The sequence below is a fragment of the Actinoplanes sp. KI2 genome, assembly GCF_025630775.1.
Lineage (GTDB): Bacteria > Actinomycetota > Actinomycetes > Mycobacteriales > Micromonosporaceae > Actinoplanes.
The window spans coordinates 74,377-99,046 of record NZ_JAOSZE010000028.1 but is presented as its reverse complement, the minus strand read 5'-3'; the positions used below and the strand labels follow the sequence as shown (position 1 = coordinate 99,046).

The following is a 24,670-nucleotide window of genomic DNA, read 5'->3' as shown; positions in this document are numbered from 1 at the left end:
ATTCCCCCCGAAAGGAAGCTCATGTCCAGATTCCTCAAGGTGGCCGCCGCCGCCACGGCCGCCATGCTGGCGCTCGCCGCCTGCGGCGGCAATGATGACAAATCCACCGGCGGTTCCTCGGGCTCCGCGTCCGGCTCCGAGGCCGACGTCACCGCCGCGCTCGCCAAGGGCGGGAACCTCACGGTGTGGGCCTGGGACCAGACGATCAAGGACGTCAAGGCGGGCTTCGAGAAGAAGTACCCGAACGTCAAGGTCAACCTCGTCAATGCGGGTACGGGCGACAAGCAGTACACGGCCCTGCAGAACGCGGTCGCGGCCGGCAACGGTGTGCCGGACGTAGCGCAGGTCGAGTACTACGCCGTGCTGCAGTTCGCGCTGTCCAAGTCGCTGGCCAACGTCGCCGGCTACGGCGCCACCAGCCTGAAGAGCGACTTCACCCCGGGCCCGTGGAACGCGGTGACCCCCGGCGGCGGCGTCTACGGCCTCCCGCTGGACTCCGGCCCGATGGCCCTGTTCTACAACAAGGAGGTCTTCGACAAGTACGGGATAACCGTGCCGACCACCTGGACCCAGTACGTCGACGCCGCCCGCAAGCTGCACAAGGCCAACCCGAAGGTCTACCTCACCGGCGACACCGGTGACGCCGGCTTCACCACCAGCATGATCTGGCAGGCCGGCGGCAAGCCGTACACGGTCGACGGCACCAACGTGACGATCAACTTCGCCGACGCCGGGTCCAGCAAGTACGCCACCACCTGGCAGCCGATGATCACCGAGAAGCTGGTCGCGTCGATCCCGCCGTGGACCGACCAGTGGTTCAAGGCCCTCGGCGACGGCACCATCGCCAGCCTGCCCACCGGCGCCTGGATGCCGGGCAACCTCTCCACCGGCGCGGCCGCGGCGTCCGGCAAGTGGCGGGTCGCGCCGATGCCGCAGTGGGACGCCGGCGGCAGCGCCAGCGCCGAGAACGGCGGCAGCTCGCTCGGCGTCCTGGACAAGTCGGCCAACAAGGCCCTCGCGTACGCCTTCGTGAAGTACGCGTCGGTCGAAGAGGGCAAGGACCTGCGGATCAAGGGCGGCGCGTTCCCGTCCACCACGGCCGACCTCACCTCGCCGGCGTTCCTCGACACGCCGTTCCCGTACTTCGGCGGCCAGAAGGCCAACCAGATCTTCGCGAAGTCCGCGCAGAACGTCGTAACCGGCTGGTCGTACCTGCCGTTCCAGGTCTACGCGAACAGCATCTTCAACGACACCGTCGGCAAGGCGTACGTGTCCAGCACCTCGCTCGCCGACGGCCTCAAGGCGTGGCAGGACCAGTCCGCCAAGTACGGCACCGAGCAGGGCTTTACCGTCAAGTGAGATCGGGGGCCCGCCTCCCCGCGGGCCCCGTCAGAAGGAGATCGTGTGAGTTCCACCCGTTGGTTGCGCCGCAGCGGCCCGCCGCGCCTCGAGTTCGGCGCCGACTACAACCCCGACCAGTGGCCGCGCGAGGTGTGGGACGACGACGTCCGGCACATGCGCGAGGCCGGCGTCACCATCGTGTCGCTCGCGATCTTCTCCTGGGCCCGGATCGAACCCGCCGACGGCGAGTTCGACTTCGCGTGGCTCGACGACGCCATGGATCTGCTGCACGCCAACGGGATCCTGGTCGACCTGGCGACCGCGACCGCCTCGCCGCCGCCGTGGCTGGCCGCCGCGCACCCGGAGATCCTGCCGGTCGACCGGGTCGGCAACACCATCTCGCCGGGCGGCCGGCAGCACTGGCGGCCGACCTCGCCGGTGTTCCGCAGGTACGCCCTGCGCCTGGTCCGGGCGCTGGCCGAGCGCTACCGGGACCACCCCGCACTGGCCGCCTGGCACGTCAACAACGAGCTCGGCTGCCACAACGTGCACGACTACTCCGACGACGCGGCGCGCGCCTTCCGATCGTGGCTCCGGATCCGCTACGAGACGATCGAAGCGCTCAACGACGCCTGGGCCACCGCCTTCTGGTCGCAGCGCTACACCTCGTGGGCCGAGATCCTGCCGCCGCGGCTGGCCGCCACGTTCCCGAATCCCGGGCAGCAGCTCGATTTCAAGCGGTTCTCCTCGGATGCGCTCAAGGACTACCTGATCGCCGAGCGGGACGTGCTGCGCGAGATCACCCCCGAGGTGCCGGTCACCACCAACTTCATGGTGATGGGCGAGCAGAGCTCGATGAACTACGCCGACTGGGCCGCGGAGGTCGACTTCGTCGCCAACGACCACTACCGTCAGCGCGGCGTGCGGTCCGCCGACGAGCTCTCCTTCTCCGCCAACCTGACCGGGAACATCGCCGGCGGCCGGCCCTGGTTCCTGATGGAGCACTCGACCAGCGCGGTCAACTGGCAGCCGGTCAACCTGCCCAAGCGCCCCGGCGAGCTCGAACGCGACTCCCTGCTGCACGTGGCGCACGGCGCCGACGCGGTCTGCTTCTTCCAGTGGCGTCAGTCCCGGGGCGGCGCCGAGAAGTACCACTCGGCGATGCTCCCGCACGCCGGCCCCGACAGCGACCTGTTCCGATCGGTCGTGGCGCTCGGCTCCCGCCTGCACGAGCTCGCCCCGCTCGCCGGCACCCCGCGCACCCGGGCCCGGGCCGCGATCGTTTTCGACTGGCAGTCGTGGTGGGTCGCCGAGCTCGACTCCCACCCGACCAACCGCCTGCGCTACCGGCGGGAGGCGTTCGACTGGTACCTCGCCTTCCTCGACCTGGGCATCCGCGCCGACGTGGTCCCGCTCGACACCGACCTGTCCGGGTACGAGCTGGTGATCGCCCCGATCCTGCACGTCGTCCCGGCCGCCCTCACGACGCGGTTGACCACCTATGTGGACAGTGGTGGCCATCTGGTCACCACGTACTTCTCCGGGATCGTGGACGAGAACGACCACGTATGGCTCGGCGGCTACCCGGGCGCGCTGCGCGACCTGCTCGGCATCCGGATCGAGGAGTTCGCCCCGCTGCCCGACGACGGCCGGGCCGAGCTCGACAACGGCCTGACCGGGTCGCTCTGGACCGACCGGATCGACCTGACCGCCACCGACGTCGAGGTGCTGGCCACCTACAAGTCCGGCGACGTCGCCGGCCGCCCGGCCGTGACCCGGCGACCGGTAGGAGCCGGCTCCGCCTCGTACGTGTCAACGCGTCTGGGCCCCGAGGGGCTCCGGGTGCTCCTGGCCGATCTGGCCGCCCGCGCCGGCGTGACCAGCGACCTGCCAGACGACCTGCGCGGCCGCGTCGAACTGACCCGCCGAGGCGGCTTCCAGTTCGTCATCAACCGCACCGACGAGCCGGTGGACATCTCCACACTCTCCCCGGCGCACCCCGTTCTAGCCGCCAGGGGAGTGGCGGTGCTGAGCTAGCTGGCTCCGCTTCGCTCCGCGGGCGATCGCCCCTTTCAGGCCGGTGAGCGGACAGCCGATTCCGACACCGCAAAACCGGCGGCGGCGGAATCGGCTGTCCGCTCACCGGCGGGGCAATCGCGGGCCGTTCCCTGATACGGGGCACCCCGGAAATACATGGTCGTGGTGCGGTGCGCGGGAGTCGTGTGGACGGCCGCGCGTAGCGGTGCGGTGGGGTGCGCGGGAGCCGTGTGGACGGCGTCCGGCGCGGCCACGCGGGACAACCCGGCGGGCGCGCGCGGAGGGTGACCAACGACGGCGTGCGGCGCTGCACCGGGGACTTTGTCGTCGCGTACCGGAAAAGGTTTTGGATCTCGTTGCCCCCGGCACCGGGGGCAGCGAGACGTCTGGTCAGAACGGGAACTGCGCGGGCTGGCTGCGGACCGTCAGCCAGCGGGTGTCGGTGAAGGCGTCGATGTTGGCCTGGGCGCCGCCGAAGCGGGAGCCGGTGCCGGATGCGCCCGTGCCGCCGAAGGGGGCGTTGGCCTCGTCGTTGACGGTCTGGTCGTTGATGTGGACGATGCCGGTCGGGATGCGGTCGGCCAGTTCGACGGCGCGCATCGCGTCGCGGGTGACGATGCCCAGGGACAGGCCGTACTCGGTGGCGGTGGCCAGCGCCAAGGCCTCGTCGATGCTGCCGTAGCGGGCGACCGGCGCCACCGGGCCGAAGATCTCCTGGGCGAAGGCGGGCGTCGCGGTGGTCACGCCGGCGATCACGGTGGGCTGATAGAACAGGCTCTCGTAGGAGCCGCCGGCGGCCAGGCGCACGCCGTCGCCGACCGAGGACGTCACCAGGTCGTGGATTTTGTCGCGCTGGCCGGCGTCGATGACCGGGCCGAGGGCGACCTGGTCGCGGGCCGGGTCGCCGACCGGGAGCTTGGCCGCCTTGTCGGCGAGCCGGTCGACGAAGTCGTCGTAGAGGCGCTCGGGCACCAGGTGGCGGCCGGTGGTCATGCAGATCTGGCCCTGGTGGAAGAAGCTGCCCCAGGCGGCCAGGTTGACCGCGGCGTCCACATCGGCGTCGTCCAGCACGAGCATCGCCGAGTTGCCGCCCAGCTCGAGATGGGCGCGCTTGAGGTGGCTGCCGGCCAGCGCGCCGACCCGGCGGCCGGCCTCGGTGGAGCCGGTGAACGAGATGACCGGGACCCGCGGGTCGGTGAGCAGGGCCTCGCCGACGTCGGCGCCGCCGATCAGTACCTGCAGCAGGCCGTCGGGCAGGCCGGCCTCCTGGAAGATGCGGGCCAGCACCAGGCCGCCGGTGACCGCGGTGCGCGGGTCGGGTTTGAGCAGTACGGCGTTGCCGAGGGCGAGCGCCGGCGCGACCGAGCGGATGCCCAGGATGATCGGCACGTTGAACGGTGAGATCACGCCGACCACGCCGACCGGGTAGCGCCGGACCATCGACAGCCGGGGCTCCTCGCTCGGGATCAGCGACCCGTACGGCAGGCTGGGCAGCGCCGCGGCCTCCCAGCACTCCTGCTCGGCGACGTGCAGGGCGAAGCCGGCCAGGCCGGGGATCGCGCCCACCTCGCGGATGTTCCACCAGCTGATCTCGTCGGCGTGCTCGGACCACAACGCCGCGGCCTTGCGGAGGACGGCGGCGCGCGCCGGATGGGGGAGCGCGGCCCATTCGCGCTGGGCCTCGGCCGCAACCTTGGCGGCCCGGGCCACATCGTCGGGGGTGGACAGGGTGACCCGGCCGAGCGACTCGCCGGTGGCCGGCTCGATCACGTCGGTGGTGGCGCCGCTTCCGGGGCGCCAGGCCCCGCCCTCGAAGATCTGGTCGTTCCATCGGGATTGATCGAGCAAAGCCATGACGGGCCTCCATCGCACCAGGGTGCGCCGAACCTAGGCCCGAAACATTCGCGAGACAACGTCGTGTTTCACATGTTCGAACGGTAGCCCAGTTGGTGCGAGATGTCGGCCGCCGTGCGCCGCAGCGGGCCGCCGAGCCGGCTGACCACCGACTCGACCGAGGTCGTGAAGGTGGTCAGATGCACGGCCACGTTGATGGCGGCGACCACGTGGCCGGAGCGGTCCCGGATCGGGGCGGCGATCGAGCGCAGGCCGGGCGCCAGTTCCTCGTCGTTGACCGCGAAACCGGCCTGCCGCACCTTTCCCAGGGCGGCGACCAGCTGTTCCCGTACGGTGATCGTCTTGGGTCCGCGGCGGGCGAGGTCCATCCGGTCGAGCAGCGCGCGCAGCGCGGCCGGCTCGCGGTAGGCGAGTAGCACCTTGCCCATCGAGGTGCAGTACGCCGGCAGCCGCGAACCGACGTGCAGGTTGAGGTCGACCGCGACCCCGGCGGTGCGGCGCGAGCGGCGGCGCTCGACGTAGACGATGTCGGCGCCGTCGAGGACCGCCATGCTGGCCGCGCAGCCGGTCTCGTCGGAGAGTGCCTGGAGGTGGCTCGCCGCCACGCCGGTGATCTCCATCGAGCTGATCGCGGCGAAGCCGAGGTCGACCACGCGCGGGCCGAGCGAGTACTTGCGGGTGTCCGGGTCCTGCTGGAGGAAGCCGAGGGTGGCGAGGGTGGCCACGTACCGGTGCGTGGTGCTGCGGTTGAGGTCGACCGCGCGGGCCAGGTCGGCGATGCCGAGGACCGGGCCGTTGGCGGCGAACTCGCTCAGGATGCGCAGACCGCGTTCGAGGGACTGGGAGAACGACGGCTGCGTCACGGTTGCATCCTTTCGACAAGTGTTCCGGATATTTGAACATGCGATTGACGTGTGACGCGGCCCACTCCTACCTTCCTCGGCACCAGTCCTCGCCCAGGAGGCGTACATGGAAAGCAAGACTGGAACGACCCGGCGCGATCTGCTCCGCGCGGCCGGCCTCGGACTGACCTTCCCTCTTCTCAGCGCCTGCGGCGGCCTCGCCGGCGGCGGCAATAGCTCGAAAAACCAAGCCAAATCGGCTCTGAAGATCGGCTTCGTGAGCCCCCGGACGGGCGCGGCCGCCGGCTTCGGCGAGCCCGACGCGTACGTCCTCGACCTCGCGAAGAAGTCGCTGACCAGTCTGACGGTCAACGGCACCGAGTACGCGGTGCAGATCCTCGACCGGGACAGCCAGTCGAACCCGCAGCGATCCGCGCAGGTGGCCAACGACCTGATCAACAGTGATCAGGTCGATCTGATGCTGACCACGAGCACGCCCGAGACCGTCAACCCGGTCAGCGACGCCTGCGAGGCCGCGGGCGTGCCCTGTGTGTCCACAGTGGTGCCGTGGGAGGCCTGGTACTTCGGCCGGGGCGCGAAGCCGGACCAGAAGGACGCGTACAAGTTCACGTATCACTTCTGCTTCGGCGTCGATCAGTTCCACAACATGTACACCCACGAGTGGCCTCAGGTGCCGACCAACAAGAAGGTCGGCGTGATGTGGCCGAACGACTCGGACGGCAACGCGATCCGGGCCGCGCTCGGGCCGCTGCTCAAGCAGTCCGGCTACACGATCGTCGACCCCGGCGCGTACACCGACGGGACCAACGACTTCTCCGCGCAGATCGCCAAGTTCAAGGCCGAGGACTGCCAGATCTTCAACGCCTTCCCGATCCCGCCGGACTTCGCCACCTTCTGGCGGCAGGCCGCGCAGCAGGGGTACGTCCCGAAGATCGCGCAGATCGCCAAGACCGGGCTGTTCCCGTCCCAGGTGGAGGCGCTCGGCGACATCGGCATCGGGATCGCCGGCGGCGCGTACTGGACCCCCACGTTCCCGTACAAGTCGTCGCTGACCGGCGTCGACAGCAAGGCCCTCGGCGACGGCTACCAGGCGACCGGCAAGCAGTGGAACCAGCAGCTCGGCCCGAGCCTCGCCCTGTTCGACGTGGCCGCCGCCGTGCTCAAGGCGGCCGGCAACCCCAAGGACAAGCTGGGCGTCGCGAACGCCATGAAGACGCTGTCGGTGGACACCCCGATCGGCAAGCTGGAGTGGGGCAAGGGCCCGAACGCGAACGTGGTCGCCACCCCGATCCTCGGCGGCCAGTGGATCAAGTCGACCGACCCGAAGTACAAGGTGGACTTCGTGCTGGTCGAGAACTCGTCCGACCCGAACGTGCCGGTCGCCGCGAAGCTCCAGGAATATAAGCCTTGAGCCCGATCCTCGAGGGCACGGGCCTGTCGATGCGCTACGGGGATCTGCGGGTGCTGACCGGGGTCGACTTCGCGGTCGCCGAGGGCGAGGCGGTCGGCATCGTCGGCCCGAACGGCGCCGGCAAGACCACCCTGCTCAACGTCCTGGCCGGGGCGGTCCGCCCGACGGCCGGGACGGTGCGCTTCGCGGGGCGCGAGGTCACCCGGACGCGCCCCGACCAGCGATGCCGGATGGGCGTGGGCCGGGCGTTCCAGGTCCCGCGCCCGTTCGGCGGGATGACCGTGCTGGAGAACGTGGTGGTCGCGGCCGGATACGGCGCCGGGCTGAGCGGCGCCACGCTGAACCGGACGGCGGCCGACGTCCTCGACGAGTGCGGGCTGGCCGAGCTGGCCAACCGGCGCGCCGAGAGTCTGGGCCTGCTGCACCGCAAGCGCCTGGAACTGGCCCGCTGCCTGGCGACCGGGCCACGGGTGGTGCTGCTCGACGAGATCGGCGCGGGCCTGACCGACGCCGAGGCGGCCGAGCTGGTCGCCGCGATCCGGCAGATCCGCGTCCGCGACGTCGCGATCGTCTGGATCGAACACATCGTGCACGTCCTGGTGCAGGTGGTCGACCGCCTGGTCTGCATGGACACCGGGCGGGTCATCGCCGACGGCGAGCCGCAGGCGGTGCTGGGCGACGCGGTCGTCATCGACGCGTACCTCGGGAAGGCGGCCTCATGACGCTGCTGCGCGCGGAGAGCGTTTTCGCCCGCCACGGACTGCTGCCGGCCGTCCGGGACGTCTCGTTCGGCATCGCCGAGGGCGAGGTGCTGGCGCTGATCGGCGCCAACGGCGCCGGCAAAACCACGTTGCTGCGCACGCTGGCCGGCGCACATCCGCTTTCCGACGGCCGGTTCGTGTACGACGGAAGCGACCTCGCCGGTGTGCCCGCCCACCAGCGGGTGCGCCGCGGCATCGCTTACGTCCCCGAGGGCCGGCGCCTGTTCCCCGAGCTCACCGTCGAGGAGAACCTGCTGGTGGCGGGCCGCCGCGCCCGGCCCGGCCGGTGGAATCTCCGGTCGGTGCTCGCCGCGTTCCCGGCGCTCGAGCCGCTGCGCGACCGCCCGGCGGCCAAACTCTCCGGCGGTCAGCAACAGGCCACCGCGATCGCGCGGGCGCTGATGACCAACCCGCGGCTCCTGCTGATCGACGAGGTCTCGCTGGGTCTTTCCCCCAAGGCCGTCGAGGAGGTGTACGCCTGCATGACCGTGCTACGCGACAGCGGCGCCACGGTGGTTCTCGTGGAGCAGGATCTCGGCCGCGCCCTGAGCACGTCCGACCGAGTGATCTGCCTGCTCGAGGGCCGGATCGTGCTGGACGCGACGACCGACGGCCTGAGCCGCGAGGAAGTGGTCACCGCGTACTTCGGCTTCCACCAGGCGAGGCGGCCGTGAACTGGGTGAACGCGATCGTGCAGGGCATCCTGCTCGGCGGCCTCTACGCGCTGTTCGCCTGCGGGCTCTCGCTGATGTTCGGCGTCATGCGCATCATCAACCTGGCCCATGGGGACCTTGCCGTCCTCGGTGCGTTCCTGATCTGGTCGATCACCACGCGTACCGGGATCGGACCGTTCTGGGCGTTGATCCCGGCGTTGCCGGTGATGCTCGTGCTCGGCTACGCGCTGCACCGCACGGTGCTCGCCCGCAGCCTGCGCGGCGGGCCGCTCACCCCGCTGCTGACCACCTTCGGCCTGGCGATCGTCATCCAGAACGCGCTGCTGCAGGCGTACAACCCGGACGTGCGCTCGCTCGGCGGAGCGGCCGGCGGGATCGCGACCGGCAGCTGGCGGATCACCGGTCAGTTGTCGCTGTCCTATCTCGGCGTGCTGATCCTGGTGACCGCGGTGCTGGTGCTCGGCGGCCTGCAGCTCATGCTGCGCCGCACCGCGTTCGGCCGGGAGATGCGGGCGACCGCCCAGGACGCGGACACCGCCACGCTGGTCGGCGTGCCGGCCTCGTCCGTGTACGCCCGGGCCACGGCGATCGCGGTGGCCACCGCGACGCTGGCCGGCATGTTCCTCGCGGTTCGCTCGATCTTCGACGCGTCCAGCGGGCCGACCCAGCTCATCTTCGCCTTCGAGGCGGTGGTGATCGGCGGGCTCGGCTCGCTGTGGGGGACCCTCTGGGGTGGCATGGTGCTCGGCGTCGCGCAGACGATCGGCGCCACGATCGACCCGCAGTACTCGATCCTCGCCGGCCACCTGGTCTTCCTGATCGTGCTGGCCAGCCCGCACGGACGATCTTTGCTGGGGATCCGGCGGGAAGGACGGATGGCATGAGCCAGCGATGGACGGTGAAGCGATCGGGGCGCGCCACCCGGATCTCCTCCGGGGTGCTGATCCTGATCGGGATCGCGCTGTTCGCCGTGCCGCTCGGCCTGCGGGCCGACGTGGTGCAGCAGCTCACCACGCTGTGCACGCTGGTCATCATGGCGGTGATGTGGAACGTCCTGGCCGGGTACGGCGGGCTGGTGTCGGTCGGGCAGCAGGCGTTCATCGGCTTCGGCGCGTACGGGACGGTCTTCATCTCCCAGCGCGGCGTGCCCGCCTACCTCGCGGTCGTGCTGGCCGCCCTGGCCTCGGCCGTGCTCGCGGTCGCGGTCGCCCCGCTGCTGCTGCGGCTGCGCGGCGGCCAGTTCGCGGTCGGCACCTGGGTGGTCGCCGAGACCCTCGCGCTGCTCGTGGCGCTCGACCACGACCTCGGCGGCGGCACCGGCGTGTCGCTGCGCGGGTTGAACACTTTCGCGCCGGACTGGCGTCGTGCGTACACCTATTGGTTGACCTTGGCGTTCACGCTCTTGCTGTTGGTGCTGGTCTTCCTGTTGCTGCGCCGGCGCAGCGGCGCGGCGATCCAGGCGATCCGCGACGACGAGGAGGCGGCGGCGTCGCTCGGCGTCCGGATCATGCCGCTGAAGTTCATGCTCTTCGTGCTGGCCGGCTTCGGCTGCGGCGCGGCCGGCGCGCTGACCCTGGCCAACACGCTGTTCATCCAGCCGCAGTCGATCTTCGGCGTGCAGTGGTCGGCGTACATGCTGTTCATGGTCCTGGTCGGCGGGATCGGCACCTACGAGGGCCCGATCCTCGGTGCGATCCTGTTCTTCCTGCTGCAGGACTGGTTCGCGCAGTACGGCGCCTGGTACCTGATCGGGCTGGGCGCGGTGGCGATCGCGTTCGCTCTCTTCCTGCCCCGCGGGCTGTGGAGCCTCGCCGACGACCGGCTGCCGTTCCGGTTGCTTCCGGTCGGCTACGCGTTGCGCCCGGCCGGTTAGCATCGCGACATGATCAAGCCGGTTCTCCACCACATCGGCGGCCGCCAGGTCGCGTCGATCAGCGGACGCCGGCACCCCGACTACGACCCGTGGAGCCGGACGGTCCTCGCCGAGGTGGCCTCGGGCGACGATGAGGACACCCGGCGGGCGATCGAGGCCGCGCACGCCGCGTTCCCGGCGTGGTCGGCGATGGCGCCCAGCGATCGGCAACTGGTCTTCATCCGGGCCGCGGACGCGCTCGAGCGGCGGCGACCGGAAGTGATCGGCCTGCTCGCCGCCGAGACCGGCTGCGGTCCGTACTTCGCGGCCGTCCAGGTCGACTTCTGCCTGGCCATGCTGCGGCAGGCGGCCGGGCTCGCGCACGCACCGACCGGTCAGATCCTGCCCACCGACCTGCCCGGGTCGCGGGCCCTGGCGGTGCGCCGCCCGGTCGGCGTGGTCGCCGCGATCGCGCCGTGGAACGCGGCGCTCACCCTGGCCGGCCGGGCGATCGTGGGGCCGCTGGCACTGGGCAACACGGTGGTGCTCAAGCCCAGCGAGGAGTCGCCGATCACCGGCGGCACGCTGTGGGCGGAGGTGTTCGCCGAGGCCGGCCTGCCGGCCGGGGCGCTCGACGTGGTCACGCACGCGCCCGGCGACGCCGGGATGATCGCCGAGGAGCTGGTCACCCATCCGCTGGTGCGGCGGATCAGCTTCACCGGCTCGACCGTCACCGGGCGGCGGCTGGCCGAGCTCGCGGCCCGCCACCTCAAGCGGCCGGTGCTCCAGCTGAGCGGCCACAACGCGCTGATCGTGCTGGCCGACGCCGACCTGTCGCTCGCGGTCGACGCGGCCGCCTACGGCGCGTTCGTGCACCAGGGCGAGATCTGCATGTGCGTGCGGCGCATCTTCGTCGACCGGGAGGTGGCCGGGGAGTTCACCGACCGGTTCGTGGCGAAGGTCGCGCAGCTGCCGGTCGGTGACCCGCGCGATCCGGCCACCGTGGTCGGGCCGCTGATCAACGAGTGGGCGCTGAGCCTGGTCTCCCGGCGGGTCGACGAGGCGGTCTCGCTCGGGGCGCGGCTGCTCACCGGCGGTGCGGCCGAGCCGCCGTGCTATCCGCCGACGATCCTCACCGACGTGCCGGCCGAGGCCGAGATCGCGTTCGAGGAGACGTTCGGGCCGGTGGCGCTGCTGGAGACGGTCGACGGCGCGGACGAGGCGATCCGGCGGGCGAACGCGTCCCGCTTCGGGCTGACCGCCGGGATCATCTCGGCCGACACGTACGCGGCGCTGGATCTGGCCCGGCGGCTCGAGGTCGGGATCGTGCACATCAACGATCAGACGGTCAACGACGAGCCGCAGATGCCGTTCGGCGGCCTGAAGGAGAGCGGCTGGGGCCGGTTCGGGTTGCCGTTCGCGAGCGAGGACTTCACCGAGCTGCAATGGATCACGATGCGCGACACCGCCCGCGAGTTCCCGTTCTGAGCCTCATCCGCAGCGGGTGATGGCGTCGGTGGCCTCGGCGGGCAGCGTCGGGCGGATGGAGAACACCGCGAAAGCCGCCGACCCGGTCGTCGCGCAGCACGGCCAGGCGCTCAAGTCGCTGCCCTTTCACGACGAGCAGGACTTCGCCGACGCGCGGCGGGGTCTGCTCGGCACCCTCGACGACCCCCGGATCCGGGACGACGCCGGCCGGGTGGTCTGGGACCCCGGCGCGTACGCGTTCCTGAGCGGTCCCGCGCCGGTCACCGTCCACCCGAGCCTGTGGCGGCAGTCCACGCTCACCGCGATGCACGGCCTGTTCGAGGTCGTCCCCGGCATCTACCAGGCCCGCGGGCTCGACCTGTCGAACGTGACGTTCGTCGAGGGCGACCGGGGCGTGCTGGTCATCGACCCGCTCATCTCGGCGGAGACCGCGGCCGCGGCCCTCGCCCTCTACCGGCGGCACCGCGGCGACCGCCCGGTCACCGGCCTGATCTACACGCACAGCCACGTCGACCACTTCGGCGGGGCGCGCGGGGTGCTGCCCCGCCACGCGGCCGCGGTGCCGGTGCTCGCGCCGGCCGGTTTCGCGGCCCACGCGGTCAGCGAGAACGTCTACGCCGGGACGGCCATGGGCCGCCGCGCGGTCTACATGTACGGCGCGACGCTGCCCCGCGGCGCCGCCGGGCAGGTCGGCACCGGGCTCGGGGCCGGCACCTCGGCCGGCACCGTGACCCTGATCCCGCCCACGGTCGACATCACCCGGACCGGCCAGGAGGAGACCGTCGACGGCGTCCGGATGGTCTTCCAGATGGCGCCGGCCAGCGAAGCCCCGGCCGAGATGCACCTCTGGTTCCCCGGCTTCCGGGCGCTCTGCATGGCCGAGAACGCCACCCACAACCTGCACAACATCCTGACCCTGCGCGGCGCCGAGGTCCGCGACCCGCACGCCTGGTCGGGCTACCTGACCGAGGCGATCGACCTGTTCGGCGGCGAGGCGGAGGTCGTCTTCGCGTCGCACCACTGGCCGACCTGGGGCAACGAGCGCGTGGTCGAGTTCCTGTCGGTGCAGCGGGACCTCTACGCCTACCTGCACGACCAGACGGTCCGGCTGCTCAACCAGGGGCTGACCGGCCCCGAGATCGCCGAGGCCGTCGCGTTGCCGCCGGCGCTCGAGCAGGCCTGGCACGCGCGCGGCAACTACGGCTCGGTCAGCCACAACGTGCGCGCGGTCTACCAGCGCTACCTGGGCTTCTACGACGGCAACCCGGCGCACCTCTGGCCGCATCCGCCGGTCGAGGCCGGGCGTCGTTACGTCCGGGCGATGGGCGGGCCGGACGCGGTGGTTGCGATCGGCCGCGACGCGTACCGGCAGGGCGACTACCGGTGGGCGGCGGAGGTGCTCAACCACCTGGTCTTCGCCGAGCCGGGCCACACGGCCGCGCGGCAGCTGCTCGCGGACGTGTACGACCAGCTCGGCTACGGCGCCGAGAACGGCACCTGGCGGTGCGAGTTCCTGACCGCGGCGCTGGAGCTGCGGCACGGCGTCGTGCCGACCCCGATCACCACCGGGTCGCCCGACCTGATCGCCCAGCTCACCCCGCAGCAGCTGTTCGACACCCTGGCCATCCGGGTGAACGGGCCGCGCTGCTGGGGCGAGCACCTGACCGTCGACGTCGACCTGATCGACGCGAAGGAGCGGTGGCGGCTGACGTTGCGCAACGGTGTCCTCACGTACACGAGGAAGGCGCAACCCGATCCGGCCGGGGTGACCCTGCACCTGCCGCTGGCGGCCCTGCCGGCGCTCGCCGCCGGGGCGCCGGACCCGGCCGTGACCATCGAGGGCGATCGGAGCGTTCTCGGCCGGTTGCGTGCCGCCCTGGACGACCCCGAGCCGAATTTCCCGATTGTCACGCCGTAGGAGGTGAACCGCGGAGCGGCTTCGGGACGTACCCAACTGTGACGGGTTGTCTCAGCGAAGGACGTTTCTCTTGTTGCTCCGCCGAACCCGCACCGTTGCCGGCTGGGTGCTCACCATCCTGGCCGCGGTGTTCGTGTACGTCGCGCTGGTCATTCCGGACACCATCGGCCGGCCCAAGGACGGCTCGTACGTCGAGGCCGCGTTCGTGCGCCTGCCGCTCGAACTGATCGTCGGCGGGGCCGTGCTGCTCGCCCTCGCCCCGCGCTGGCGCCGGTGGGCCGCGATGGTCGCCGGGCTCGGCCTCGGCGTGGTGCTCATCCTCAAGGTCGCCAACATCGGCTTCCGGATCGTGCTCGGCCGGGCCTTCAACCCGGTGCTCGACTGGCCGCTGTTCCGGGACGGCTACAACGCGCTGACCGAGACCGACGGGCGGTCAACAGCGGTCGGGGCGGTGATCGGCGCCGTCCTGGCGGCCGTGCTCGCGCTGGTCGTATGCACGCTCGCGGTGATGCGGCTGACCAAGCTGACCGCCCGCTACCCCGGCCCGGCCCGGCGCTCCCTGGTCGCGTTGAGTGCGGCCTGGATCGCGCTGGCGATCAGCGGGATCACCTGGTTCCCGGGCGCGCCGGCCGCGTCGGACTCGGCGGCCGCCCTGCTCAAGCACACCGTCACCCAGGTGCCGGCGGCCATCCGGGACCAGCGCCAGTTCGCGTACGCGTCCTCGCACGACCCCTACCGCAACGTGCCGCCGCAGAACCTGATCAGCGGTCTGACCGGCAAGGACGTCGTGATCGGCGTGGTGGAGAGCTACGGCCGCTCCGCGCTGACCGACCCCGGCATGAAGGCGATCGTCGACCCGGTGCTCCAGTCGGACGAGCAGAAGCTGGCCGCGGCCGGGTTCGGGGCCAGGACGGGCTGGCTGACGTCGTCCACCTACGGCGGCGGCAGCTGGTTCGCCCACGCGACCTTCCAGTCCGGGCTGTGGATCACCAATCAGCAGCGGTACAAGCAACTGGCCGCCAGCGATCGGGTCACCCTGACCAGCACCTTCCACAAGGCCGGCTGGCACACGGTGGGCATGGAACCGGGCAACACGGTGGACTGGCCGGAGGCGTCGTTCTACGGCTACGACCAGGTCTACGACTCCCGGAACCTCGGCTACATGGGCCCGCGTTTCGGCTGGTCGAGCATGCCCGACCAGTACACGCTCGCGGCCTTCCAGAACAACGTGTACGCCAAGAAGACCGGCCCGCTGATGGCCGAGATCACGCTGACCTCCAGCCACGAGCCGTGGACCCCGATCCCGCAGACGGTCGACTGGAACTCGATCGGCGACGGCAGCATCTACCGGTCGATGGTGAAGGGCGCCGAGAGCCGCACCTCGCTGTGGGGCTCGTCGGCCCGCACCCAGGCCCAGTACGCGAGGTCGATCGGTTACTCGGTGGACAGCCTGATCAGCTGGGCGCAGAAGTACGGCGACAAGAACCTGGTGCTCATCATGTTCGGCGACCACCAGCCGATGTCGATCGTGAGCGGGGCCGGGGCGGTGCACGACATCCCGGTTACCGTGATCGCGCGGGACAGGTCGGTGCTGGAGCGGATCTCCGACTGGAACTGGGCGGACGGTCTGCGGCCGGGCGCGAGCACCCCGGTCTGGCGGATGGACCAGTTCCGCGATCGGTTCTTCCAGGCGTTCGGGAAGCAGGACTCGATGGCACTGTCCGCGCCGCACCGGCCGTCGTAGTCCGTATCGTCTGTCTGTCCATATCGGACACAGGGGCTTGTCCCCGGGCGTCTCGACGGGCTTCGATGCCTATCGAGACAACCCACGGGGGATGCCACCATGCGCAGGATCAGACTGTCCGCCGGGGCCGCCGTCATCGCGCTGGCCCTGACCACGGCGTTCGCGCCCGCTGCCGCCGCCGCGGCGACCGGGCCGAACGCCGTCGTCGTCTGGAACGCCAACGCTCAGACCGCCATCTACGAGGTCGCCCGGCAGCCACCGTACGTCGCGCCGCGGAGCTTCGCGATGGTGCAGGGCGCCGTCTACGACGCGGTGAACGCGATCGCCGGAACGCCGTACCAGCCATACCTGATCGCGCCGCGCGCCCACCGGGGCGACTCGGCGGACGCGGCCGTGGCCGCCGCAGCCCACCGGGTGCTCGTCTCGCTCTTCCCCGAGCAGACGGCCGCGCTCGACGACATGTACGCGGACTCGCTCGCCGCGATCCCGGACGGCCGGGGCAAGACCGGCGGCATCGCGATCGGCACAGCGACCGCCGACGCGATGATCGCCGCCCGGCGGAACGACGGCGTTTTCGGCCCGCAGACCTGGACCGTCGGCACGGCGCCCGGCCAGTGGCGGCCCACCCCGCCGACGAACGCCGCGGACGCCGCCTGGGTCGGCGACCTGAAGCCGTTCGTGATCCCGCGCAACGACATGTTCCGGACGGCCGGCCCGCCGGCGCTGACCAGCGCCCGCTACGCCCGCGACCTGAACGAGGTCAAGGCGATCGGCGGCGCGAACAGCACGGTCCGCACCCAGGACCAGACCGAGGCCGCGAAGTGGTGGCACGACCGGCGGCTGACCGAGTGGGAGATCAAACGCCAGCTGGCGGTCACGCAGCGGCTGACCACGCTGCAGACCGCCCGGATGTTCGCGATGGCCGACGTGGCGAACGCCGACTCGCTGATCGCGTGCTTCAACGAGAAGCGGTACTGGAGCTTCTGGCGCCCGGTCACCGCCGTGCAGGAGGCCGACAACGACGGCAACCCGGCCACCACCGGCGACCCGGCCTGGATGCCACTGCTGGTCACGCCGCCGTTCCCGGACTACACCTCCGGCCACACCTGCTCGACCGCGACCGTGATGGACGCGTTGCGCGTGTTCTTCGGCCGCGACGACATCCCGTTCAGCGCGTACAGCGCCGACTCCGGCACGACCCGATCGTTCGGCAGCTTCTCGGCGGCGGTCGACGAGGTGGTCGAGGCCCGCATCTGGGGCGGCGTCCACTTCCGCACCGCGGACCAGCGCGGCGTCCAGGTCGGCGACGGCGTGGCCCGCTACGTGCTGACCCACGAGTTCCGCCGCCGCTGATGCGAGTGCGGGCGCCGGGATCGGCCCTTCCCTCGCGGGCGCCGACGATCTCCGTTACGGTCCCCCGATGGTCGCCAGGATCTCGATAACTCTCAACGCGCGTGTGACGCCGGCGCGCCGGCAGCAGATCTTCGAGGACGATCTGGAGGCGGCGCTGCGGCACGGCTTTCCCGGCGTCTCGGCCACCGGCGGCGGCACACTCGCAAGCCCGGAGGGCGAGCCGCTGTGGTGCGACGTCGAGTTCGAGGCCGGCGACGACGCGCCGGCGGTGATGGGGCTCGCGATGGCCATGCTCGAGGACACCCACGCACCGAAGGGGTCCTGGGCCCGGCTCGACGACGGCGAGCCGGTGCCGTTCGGCCGGGCCGAGGGGCTGGCGATCTACCTGAACGGGGTCGACCTGCCGCGCTGGGTCTACTGGGCCAACCCGAACAAGCTGGTCGCCGCCCTGATCGACGCGCTCGGCGCGGAGGGCGAGCTGCTGTCGACCTGGCACGGCCCCCGGGAGACCGCGCTCTACCTGTACGGGCCGTCCGCCGCCCGGATGCGCGAGCTCACCGCCGGCCCGCTCTCCCGGTTCCGGCTGGCGCGTCGGTGCCGCGTCGTCGACCTGCCGGCGGAGCTGCCCGCGTAGGACCGATCCTGGTCAGCACCCCTGGCGGAGCGCCTGGCGGGAGATGATGTCGGCCTGGCGGGTCGGCTCGGGGATGCGGTAGCGCGTGCTCAGCCGCACGGTCAGGGCGGTCGCGTCGGCCAGGCCGATCCGGTGGCCGGCCGAGACGTAGACCGGTTTCACCCCGGTCCGGGTGCGGACCGCCCGGCCGAGCACCTCGTCGCCGTCGTGCAGCGCCGACCATTCGCCCCGGCTCGGGCCGGGCTCGGCGTGCTCGCCGACGAACGCGTTCTTGGCGACCCCGAACGCCGGGAGGTCGAGCAGCACCCCGAGGTGGCTGGCCAGGCCGAACCGGCGCGGGTGCGCGATGCCGTAGCCGTCGCAGACCAGCACCTCGGGCCGCCCGTCCAGGCGGTCGAGGGCCGCCAGCAGCAGCGGAATCTCGCGGAAGGCGAGCAGGCCGGGCACGTACGGGAAATGCACGGTGCCCGGCGCGGTCGCCACCTCGCGCACCCGCAGGCTGCCCACCTCGACGGTGACCGCGGCGGCGACCGCGCGATCGCTGCCGATCGCATAGGAGATGTCCAGGCCGGTGACGGTCGCGGGCGGCTCGATCGGGTCGTCGGGGAGCACCAGCCGATCGCGCAGCTCGGCCTGGATCCGCTCGGCGTCCGCCACATCCGCCGGCACCCGGTGCGGCACTGCCGTCCGTTTATCCGTCATCGCCCGTGCATCTCACCACACGGGCGCGGCTCGTGTCTCAGCGCATCTGGGCGCGCAGGGCCTCCATGTCCATGCTCGTCCAGTGCTCCACGATCTTCCCGTCGCGGACGCGCATGATGTCGATGAACGACCACTCGACCCGGTTGCCGGACGGCGGCAGGCCGAACAGCTCGCCGGTGTGCGTGCCACGGAACGTCTTGCGGGTCGCCACCAGGTCACGCTCGGCCACCTGCTCGTCGACCCGCATGGTGGCGTCCGGGAAGCCGCCCAGCAACCGGCCGTAGAACCGCTGGAAGCCGGCGGCCGGCCGGCCCGGCGTCTCCACGATCGGCTGACCCTCGGGGCGGTAATGGTTGACGAACTCCGGGTGGAAGATCTCATCGGCGTACGCGAGATCGTGCTGGTTCTGGCACCTCTCCACGAAGTTCGCCACCACCCGCTTGTTCTCCACCGCCGCCATACCGGTCACGCTAGACCCGCTCCTCGAGCAGGTCGACGACCAGTTCGCGCGGCAGGCCGTACGTGTCGTGCAGGTACCGCAGGTCGTCGTCGGTGAGCGGCCCGCGGGATCGTCGCCGGGAGACGACCGGCCGGCCGCGCTTCACGAGCTCGCGGAACCGGTCCTCCTCGTTCAGCAGCACGTCGCGTACCCGCTCGACGTCCGTCCGCTGCCCGAACTGATCGATCGTGGACATCAGGGGTGTGGTTGGCAGGTCGCCGAGCGTCCGGTCGGGGTCGACCCGCCATAGCCGGGTCAGCACCCGGCGGATCAGCCGGCGCAGCACGTACCCGCGCCCGTTCGGCGACGGCCGGACCCCGTCACCGATCACCACCACGCTCGATCGGAGGTGATCGGTCACGACCCGCTGCGACGGTTCGTCCAGCGGCCACAGACCGGTGAGCGACCAGGGCCGAAACACGTCGGTGTCGAAGACCGACCGGGTGCCCTGCAGAACGGTGAGCATGCGTTCCAGGCCCATGCCGGTGTCGATCCGCTCGGGCTCGACCGGTTCGAGGCGGCCGTCCTCGTGCCGCAGGTAGCGCATCATCACGTGGTTCCACACCTCGGTCCACCGCGGGTCGGTGGTCGGCGTGCCCTCCGGCGGGGTGTCCGGAGTCCACACAAAGATCTCCGAGTCCGGCCCGCACGGTCCGGTCGGCCCGTTCGACCACCAGTTCTCGTCCTCGGTGAGCTCCACCGGCACGCCGATCCGCTCCCACGTGCGCAGCGACTCGACGTCCTGCTCGTGCACGGTGACGTGCAGCCGATCGGATCCGATCCGGAAGCCGTCCCGCATCAGCTCGTAGCCCCAGACCAGGCTCTGCACCCCGGAGTACGAGCCGAGCGACCACGAGCCGAGCATCTGGAACACGGTCAGGTGGGTGTCGTCGCCGACCTCGTCCAGGTCGGTGGTGCGCAGACAGCGCTGCCGATTGACCAGCCGCGGCCCCCGCGGGTGCGGCCGCCCGGACAGGTACGGCGTGAGCGGGTGCATGCCCGAGGTGGTGAACAGCACCGGATCGCCGGGCGGCGGGACGAGCGAGTGTTCGTCGACGAGCAGATGGCCGCGCTCGCGATAGAAGTCGAGGAAGGTGGTGACGGTCTGGTCGACGTTCATGGTCGTGCACCTTTCGGATCGGAGCGACCGGAAAGGGCACCGCGCACACGGATGCCGGCGTGACCGTTTCCGGTCGCCGGCGGAGGGGAGGAGAGACTCAGGCAGCGGCAACCGACGAGCGGATAGCTCGCGCGGTTGCGATCGGTCGGAGGCTGCCGTGCATGCCGCCATGGTAGGGACCGCGCCCGGCAACGGCCACCGAAATAGGCCCGGATCAGATCTCCTGGAAGTGCGCGAGCTCGTTGCGCCGCGTGTTCAGGTCCAGCGCCAGCGACCCGGCGGTCAGCCCGACGAACAGCAGACCGGACACCTCGAGACAGGCCAGCACCGGGTGGTGCACCGGGATGATCAGCGCCGGCGATCGGGTGGTCAGATCCCACACCCGGACGGTCCGGTCGCGGCTGCCCGAGGCGAGCATCGACCGATCGTCGACGGTCACCGGGCACACCGCGTCGACCCCGTCCAGGTGACCGGTCAGGGTCGCCACGCACTCCCGGGTGGCCGGGTCCCACAGCCGTACGGTCTGGTCGTCGCTGCCGCTCGCGAGGAGCGGCCGCCCGTCCACCGTGACCCGGGTCAGCGATCGCACCGGCCGCCGATGCCCGTGCAGCGTGCCGGCCAGCCGCCCGCCGGGGCTCCACAGCATGATCGCCTCGTCGTCGCCGGCGGTGGCCAGCAGGGTGGCCGGCGGCCCGAGCGCCTGACACGCGAGGTGGATGGTGTGCAGGTGGCCGAAGACGTCGTCGGCCGGCAGGAAACCGCCCATCCGGTGCCGGGCGAGAACGCGGTCGGTGTCCGGCCGGTAGTAGTAGATGCGCCGGTTGCCGACGATCGCGAGCAGCTCCGCTCCGGCGCCGTCGCGGAACGGGCAGATCGCCTGCAGGGTCTCGAAGCGGCGCGACTTGTTCTGCTGGCCCGGGCCGGACATCGGGTTCCACGTGTGCAGCGTGCCGCTGCCGCTCGCCGTGGCGATCAGTCCGGCGGCGGTGCACATCCCGGTCACCGTGTCGACGACCCCGCGCAGCGTGCGGGTCTCCGTGCCGGTCTCCACGTCCTGCACCCGGATCTGCCCGCTGTTGCCGTCCACCGCCGCGACCAGCTGCCGGTTGCCGGCCCGCACCGGGCAGGCCGCGCTGACCCGGCCGCCGCGCTCGTCCGGGACGTTGCGCATGCCGTCGGCGGTCAGGTCCCAGAGCCGGGCGGTCCGGTCGCGGCTGCCGGTCGCGAGCAGGTCGTGCCCGTCCATGGTGACCCGGCAGATCGCGTTGACCGCGTCGGTGTGCCCGCTCAGCACCCGCAGGCACTGCCCGTCGATCGGGTCCCAGATCCGCACGTCGCCGTCCGCGCCCGCGGTGGCCAGCAGCGTCTTCCCGCCGACCCCGATGGTGACCATGCCGCGGATCGCCTTGCGGTGTCCGGTGAGCGTCTCGGCGTGCGGTCGTCCCGGACCGAGACTCCAGAGGCGCGCGTCGGTGTAGTTGGCGGTCGCGATCAGCCGCTGCCCGTCCGTGGTGAGCGCGCACGCGGCCCGCACCGCGTCGATGTGCCGGTTGAGCGTGTGCATCGGCCGGCCGGTGACCGGGTCCCAGACCCGGGCAGCGTAGTCGTCGCCCGCGGTCAGCAGCAGCTGCCGGCCGCCGCTGCACACCGCGCTCAGCGACCGCACCGCGCCGACGTGCCCGTGGAACGACCGGGACCGGCCGTCGGCGAGGCTCCACATCCGCACCATGCCGTCGTCGCCGCCCGCGACCAGGTGCGCCTGCCCGCCGACGGCGATCGTGCACAGCGCCCGCACCGGCACCGCGGGGCCGGTCAGCATCCCGGCCGGCCGCCGCTCGACCGGATCGACGAAGCAGATCCGGCCGCTCATCGCGCCGGCCGCGAGCAGGGTGCGGCCGTCGACCTGGACCGCGCACAGCGACAGGAACCGCTCGTCCGCGGCGGCCCGCATCGGCAGCTCCCAGTGCCGCCCGCTCGCCGGGTTCCAGAGCCGTACGTGCGGATAGTCCCCGGCGGTGGCCAGGTGCGGACTCCGATCGATCGCGACCGCGCAGATCGCCCGGACCGCGCCGGCGTGCCCCTCCAGCGCGGTCCGCTCGGCCCGGCTGGGCACCGACGCCCAGCGGATCCGGTACGGCAGCCCGCGCCAGGTGGGGAACGTGGTGGCGAGCCGCTCGACCTCGGTGGTGACGCCGAACATCGCGGCCCGCTCGGCCGGCCCGGCCCGGATCGCGTGCGGGGTCAGGCGCAGCAGCCGGGCGCGGGCGCGGCCCTCCTCGGTGGTCGCGTGCTCGGCGAGCTGGGTCAGCCGGGGCAGGTCGCCGTGCAGCAGGTACCGGTCGTCGGTGAGCAGCGCGTCGACCATCCCGGCCCGCGCGGCGAAGAGCGGGAGCGATCGCACCAGATACGGATCCGATCGGGCCCAGCCGGTGCTCCGGCCGAACTCGATCAGGTGCTTGGCCAGCGTCCGCTCGTCGCCCTGGCGCAACCCGCCGCTCTCCCGCCCGCGCAGCAGGGCGTCGTTGAGCGCCTGGTGGAACAGCCGGTACCGGGAGGTGCCGGCGTCGGTGCTGGACTCGACCAGGAAGTTCGCGGCCGACGACACCACGAAGCCGGCGAGCGCCTCGCGCGAGATGGTCACGCCGAGCGCGTCCAGCGCCACCTGCCACACCTCGGTGGAGAGGCCGGGCGCCTGCGCATACGCGAGCGCGGTCAGCACCGAGGTGGCGGGCACGCCTTCGACGGCGTGCAGCCGCTTGAGGTACGCGGCCAGTGCCTCGTCGACGGTCGCCGTGAATGACAGGTCCGTCGGCGAGACCGCGACCGTGTCGTAGAGCCCGTGCGAGCGGGCGATCAGGCCGGCGATCAGGAAGTTGCGGTCGGCGAGCGCGGCGATCCGGCGGGCCACCGGGGCGGCGACCGCGTGCTCGGCGTACGGGTTGCCGGGCCGTTCCGCGCCGAGCAGCGCGAGCGTCGCCTCCGCGTACGCCTCCAGGTCCTCCGGCGCGAAGTACTCCTGCCGATCGAGATCGATCAGCTGGATGGCCCGGCCGAACACCCGGAGCAGGTCGCCGAGGTCGTCGACCCGCCGGCTGCCGACGATCACCTGGGCGCCGAACCGGGAGCACTGCCGGGCGATCGGCAGCAGCAGCGAGGAGACCACGAGCCGGGCCTGGCGGGGGTTGGCCGCCTCGTCGAGCGCGTCGAAGACCAGGTTGAAGTGGCGCCGGCCGTGCTCGCGGGCCAGCCGGTCGCGCAGCGCGGGGACCAGTTCGTCCACCGTGTGCGGGATGCGCACGGACGCGGCCCGGGCGACCTCGACCGCCACGTCCAGCGCGGTCTTGCCCTTGACGTGCACCGCGCAGGCGACCGTGCCGATCGGCGCCGACACGTTGCGGTCGTCGGCGGGCAGGGCCGCCCGCACGTCCTTGTCGGCGGTGGTCACGATCCGGCCGAGCACCGCCGACTTGCCGACGCCGGGGGAGCCGGTCACGATCAGCACCCGGGCATCCGGTCGCGCCCGCTCCAGCCAGTCGACGATCTCGGCCAGCGCCGTGCTGCGGCCGCGGAACCGGTAGCCGCCCTCGGTGTCGATGGAGACGCCGCGTGCCCGGGGCCGCCAGTGGCGTACCGCCTCGACGTCCTCGCGCAGCGACCAGCCCCACGCCTCCAGCGCGGTGTCGCCGGCCGCCGCGACCGACCAGGCGGTCAGCTCACGCAGCTTCTCCTCGGGCAGGTCCTGATCGATCTGGTGCACGGTGATCGCCTGTGCGTCCCCGGCGTGCGCGCCGCCCGCGCGGGCCTGACCGACCAGCCCGACCACCGCGCCGAAGTCCCGCGACCACAGGCCGGCGCCGCTGAAGCCGGGCTTCACCACGTACCGCGATCGGGTTTCCAGTCCGACCCAGCCGTAGGCGAGCGGGCCGCCGATCCGGCCGTGCGCCTCGGCGCCCAGCGGCGAGTCGCGCGGGAAGCCGAACGCCCACCACTGGTCGCCGTGCAGCGCGCGGGGGAGGGGGCTGCGCAACGGCGCCGGCGTCGCCTCCGGCGGCGCGAGCTCGTCGAGCTCCAGGATCGCCACGTCCGAGTCGGCGTTCCCGCGTACGTCGATCACCCGGCGACGCACCTGGCGCGAGACGCCCGCCTTGGGGAAGGTGACGACCAGCCCGCCCTTGCCGTCGGCGACGTGCCAGCAGGTCAGTACCCGACGCCGGTCGATCAGGACGCCGCAGCCGACGGCCACGCGCGGGTCGGCCGCGGCGAACAGCGCCACGGTCCAGGGGTCGTGCCCCGGCCCGGCGAGCGGCACATCAGCCATCGGCGGCTACCATACGTCGATACTTACATCACTCTGTGCAACCGTCCAGACCTGCTGGACGCCCGCTTTGTGCCTCCCCGGGGTTGACCGGCCGCTCGCTG

General features: G+C 71.8%; 18 protein-coding genes. 12 read left to right on the top strand and 6 right to left on the bottom strand.

The features are described from left to right. Positions 1–21: 21 nt before the first annotated feature. A complete protein-coding gene (locus tag ODJ79_RS28360; protein WP_263026647.1) occupies positions 22–1,359 on the top strand; it encodes an ABC transporter substrate-binding protein in 1,338 nt (445 codons plus the stop codon). Positions 1,360–1,404: 45 nt separating this feature from the next. Then, on the top strand, positions 1,405–3,378 hold the full coding sequence (locus ODJ79_RS28355; RefSeq protein WP_263026646.1) for a beta-galactosidase: 1,974 nt from the start codon (positions 1,405–1,407) through the stop codon (positions 3,376–3,378). 390 nt (positions 3,379–3,768) lie between these two features. Here ODJ79_RS28355 and ODJ79_RS28350 read toward each other — a convergent pair whose 3' ends face one another. Continuing rightward, a complete protein-coding gene (locus ODJ79_RS28350) occupies positions 3,769–5,232 on the bottom strand; it encodes a benzaldehyde dehydrogenase (protein ID WP_263026645.1) in 1,464 nt (487 codons plus the stop codon). Between the two features lie 68 nt (positions 5,233–5,300). Continuing rightward, positions 5,301–6,095 carry an IclR family transcriptional regulator gene (locus tag ODJ79_RS28345; protein ID WP_263026644.1) on the bottom strand — a complete coding sequence of 265 codons (795 nt, stop codon included), beginning with the start codon at positions 6,093–6,095 and terminating at the stop codon, positions 5,301–5,303. A gap of 106 nt (positions 6,096–6,201) precedes the next feature. Between ODJ79_RS28345 and ODJ79_RS28340 the strand changes: the two genes are divergently transcribed. The 10 genes from ODJ79_RS28340 to ODJ79_RS28295 all read left to right on the top strand — a co-directional run bounded on the left by ODJ79_RS28340 (position 6,202) and on the right by ODJ79_RS28295 (position 17,930). Beyond that, positions 6,202–7,506, top strand: a complete 1,305-nt coding sequence (locus tag ODJ79_RS28340; RefSeq protein ID WP_263026643.1) for an ABC transporter substrate-binding protein — start codon at positions 6,202–6,204, stop codon at positions 7,504–7,506. Then, on the top strand, positions 7,503–8,228 hold the full coding sequence (locus ODJ79_RS28335) for an ABC transporter ATP-binding protein (RefSeq protein ID WP_263026642.1): 726 nt from the start codon (positions 7,503–7,505) through the stop codon (positions 8,226–8,228). The genes ODJ79_RS28340 and ODJ79_RS28335 overlap by 4 nt, the downstream gene beginning before the upstream one ends. Beyond that, the gene (locus ODJ79_RS28330) at positions 8,225–8,941 is read left to right on the top strand and encodes an ABC transporter ATP-binding protein (RefSeq protein ID WP_263026641.1); all 717 of its coding nucleotides are present in this window, start codon (positions 8,225–8,227) and stop codon (positions 8,939–8,941) included. The genes ODJ79_RS28335 and ODJ79_RS28330 overlap by 4 nt, the downstream gene beginning before the upstream one ends. After that, positions 8,938–9,825 carry a branched-chain amino acid ABC transporter permease gene (locus tag ODJ79_RS28325; protein ID WP_263026640.1) on the top strand — a complete coding sequence of 296 codons (888 nt, stop codon included), beginning with the start codon at positions 8,938–8,940 and terminating at the stop codon, positions 9,823–9,825. The genes ODJ79_RS28330 and ODJ79_RS28325 overlap by 4 nt, the downstream gene beginning before the upstream one ends. Beyond that, positions 9,822–10,814 (top strand): branched-chain amino acid ABC transporter permease, encoded by a 993-nt coding sequence (locus ODJ79_RS28320; protein ID WP_263026639.1) that lies wholly within the window; start codon positions 9,822–9,824, stop codon positions 10,812–10,814. The genes ODJ79_RS28325 and ODJ79_RS28320 overlap by 4 nt, the downstream gene beginning before the upstream one ends. Positions 10,815–10,823: 9 nt before the next feature. Continuing rightward, entirely contained in the window at positions 10,824–12,281 is a 1,458-nt protein-coding gene (locus ODJ79_RS28315) for an aldehyde dehydrogenase family protein (protein ID WP_263026638.1), read from the top strand. A 55-nt stretch (positions 12,282–12,336) separates the two neighbouring features. After that, positions 12,337–14,199, top strand: a complete 1,863-nt coding sequence (locus ODJ79_RS28310) for an alkyl/aryl-sulfatase (RefSeq protein ID WP_263026637.1) — start codon at positions 12,337–12,339, stop codon at positions 14,197–14,199. A gap of 70 nt (positions 14,200–14,269) precedes the next feature. Beyond that, positions 14,270–15,943, top strand: coding sequence for a sulfatase-like hydrolase/transferase (locus ODJ79_RS28305; RefSeq protein ID WP_263026636.1), 1,674 nt, complete (start codon positions 14,270–14,272; stop codon positions 15,941–15,943). Positions 15,944–16,042: 99 nt separating this feature from the next. Further along, positions 16,043–17,296, top strand: a complete 1,254-nt coding sequence (locus tag ODJ79_RS28300) for a vanadium-dependent haloperoxidase (protein WP_263026635.1) — start codon at positions 16,043–16,045, stop codon at positions 17,294–17,296. Between the two features lie 67 nt (positions 17,297–17,363). Then, entirely contained in the window at positions 17,364–17,930 is a 567-nt protein-coding gene (locus ODJ79_RS28295) for a hypothetical protein (protein WP_263026634.1), read from the top strand. 12 nt (positions 17,931–17,942) lie between these two features. Here ODJ79_RS28295 and ODJ79_RS28290 read toward each other — a convergent pair whose 3' ends face one another. The 4 genes from ODJ79_RS28290 to ODJ79_RS28275 all read right to left on the bottom strand — a co-directional run bounded on the left by ODJ79_RS28290 (position 17,943) and on the right by ODJ79_RS28275 (position 24,569). Then, positions 17,943–18,632 (bottom strand): endonuclease V, encoded by a 690-nt coding sequence (locus ODJ79_RS28290; protein ID WP_263026633.1) that lies wholly within the window; start codon positions 18,630–18,632, stop codon positions 17,943–17,945. A gap of 37 nt (positions 18,633–18,669) precedes the next feature. After that, on the bottom strand, positions 18,670–19,092 hold the full coding sequence (locus ODJ79_RS28285) for an ester cyclase (RefSeq protein ID WP_263026632.1): 423 nt from the start codon (positions 19,090–19,092) through the stop codon (positions 18,670–18,672). Positions 19,093–19,102: 10 nt separating this feature from the next. Continuing rightward, complete coding sequence (locus ODJ79_RS28280) at positions 19,103–20,251, bottom strand: alanine--tRNA ligase-related protein (RefSeq protein ID WP_263026631.1); 1,149 nt, start codon at positions 20,249–20,251, stop codon at positions 19,103–19,105. Positions 20,252–20,465: 214 nt separating this feature from the next. Then, positions 20,466–24,569: a trypsin-like peptidase domain-containing protein gene (locus tag ODJ79_RS28275; RefSeq protein ID WP_263026630.1), complete on the bottom strand. Its 4,104-nt coding sequence runs from the start codon at positions 24,567–24,569 to the stop codon at positions 20,466–20,468. Between the last annotated feature and the right edge of the window lie 101 nt (positions 24,570–24,670).

Bases quoted from the DNA above. Each gene is read 5' to 3' on its own strand.
- ODJ79_RS28360 (WP_263026647.1), top strand. From the start codon at position 22: ATGTCCAGATTCCTCAAGGTGGCCGCCGCCGCCACGGCCGCCATGCTG.
- ODJ79_RS28275 (WP_263026630.1), bottom strand. From the start codon at position 24,569: ATGGCTGATGTGCCGCTCGCCGGGCCGGGGCACGACCCCTGGACCGTG.
- ODJ79_RS28285 (WP_263026632.1), bottom strand. From the start codon at position 19,092: ATGGCGGCGGTGGAGAACAAGCGGGTGGTGGCGAACTTCGTGGAGAGG.
- ODJ79_RS28310 (WP_263026637.1), top strand. From the start codon at position 12,337: ATGGAGAACACCGCGAAAGCCGCCGACCCGGTCGTCGCGCAGCACGGC.
- ODJ79_RS28300 (WP_263026635.1), top strand. From the start codon at position 16,043: ATGCGCAGGATCAGACTGTCCGCCGGGGCCGCCGTCATCGCGCTGGCC.
- ODJ79_RS28340 (WP_263026643.1), top strand. From the start codon at position 6,202: ATGGAAAGCAAGACTGGAACGACCCGGCGCGATCTGCTCCGCGCGGCC.
- ODJ79_RS28350 (WP_263026645.1), bottom strand. From the start codon at position 5,232: ATGGCTTTGCTCGATCAATCCCGATGGAACGACCAGATCTTCGAGGGC.
- ODJ79_RS28280 (WP_263026631.1), bottom strand. From the start codon at position 20,251: ATGAACGTCGACCAGACCGTCACCACCTTCCTCGACTTCTATCGCGAG.
- ODJ79_RS28290 (WP_263026633.1), bottom strand. From the start codon at position 18,632: ATGACGGATAAACGGACGGCAGTGCCGCACCGGGTGCCGGCGGATGTG.
- ODJ79_RS28330 (WP_263026641.1), top strand. From the start codon at position 8,225: ATGACGCTGCTGCGCGCGGAGAGCGTTTTCGCCCGCCACGGACTGCTG.
- ODJ79_RS28320 (WP_263026639.1), top strand. From the start codon at position 9,822: ATGAGCCAGCGATGGACGGTGAAGCGATCGGGGCGCGCCACCCGGATC.
- ODJ79_RS28295 (WP_263026634.1), top strand. From the start codon at position 17,364: ATGGTCGCCAGGATCTCGATAACTCTCAACGCGCGTGTGACGCCGGCG.
- ODJ79_RS28315 (WP_263026638.1), top strand. From the start codon at position 10,824: ATGATCAAGCCGGTTCTCCACCACATCGGCGGCCGCCAGGTCGCGTCG.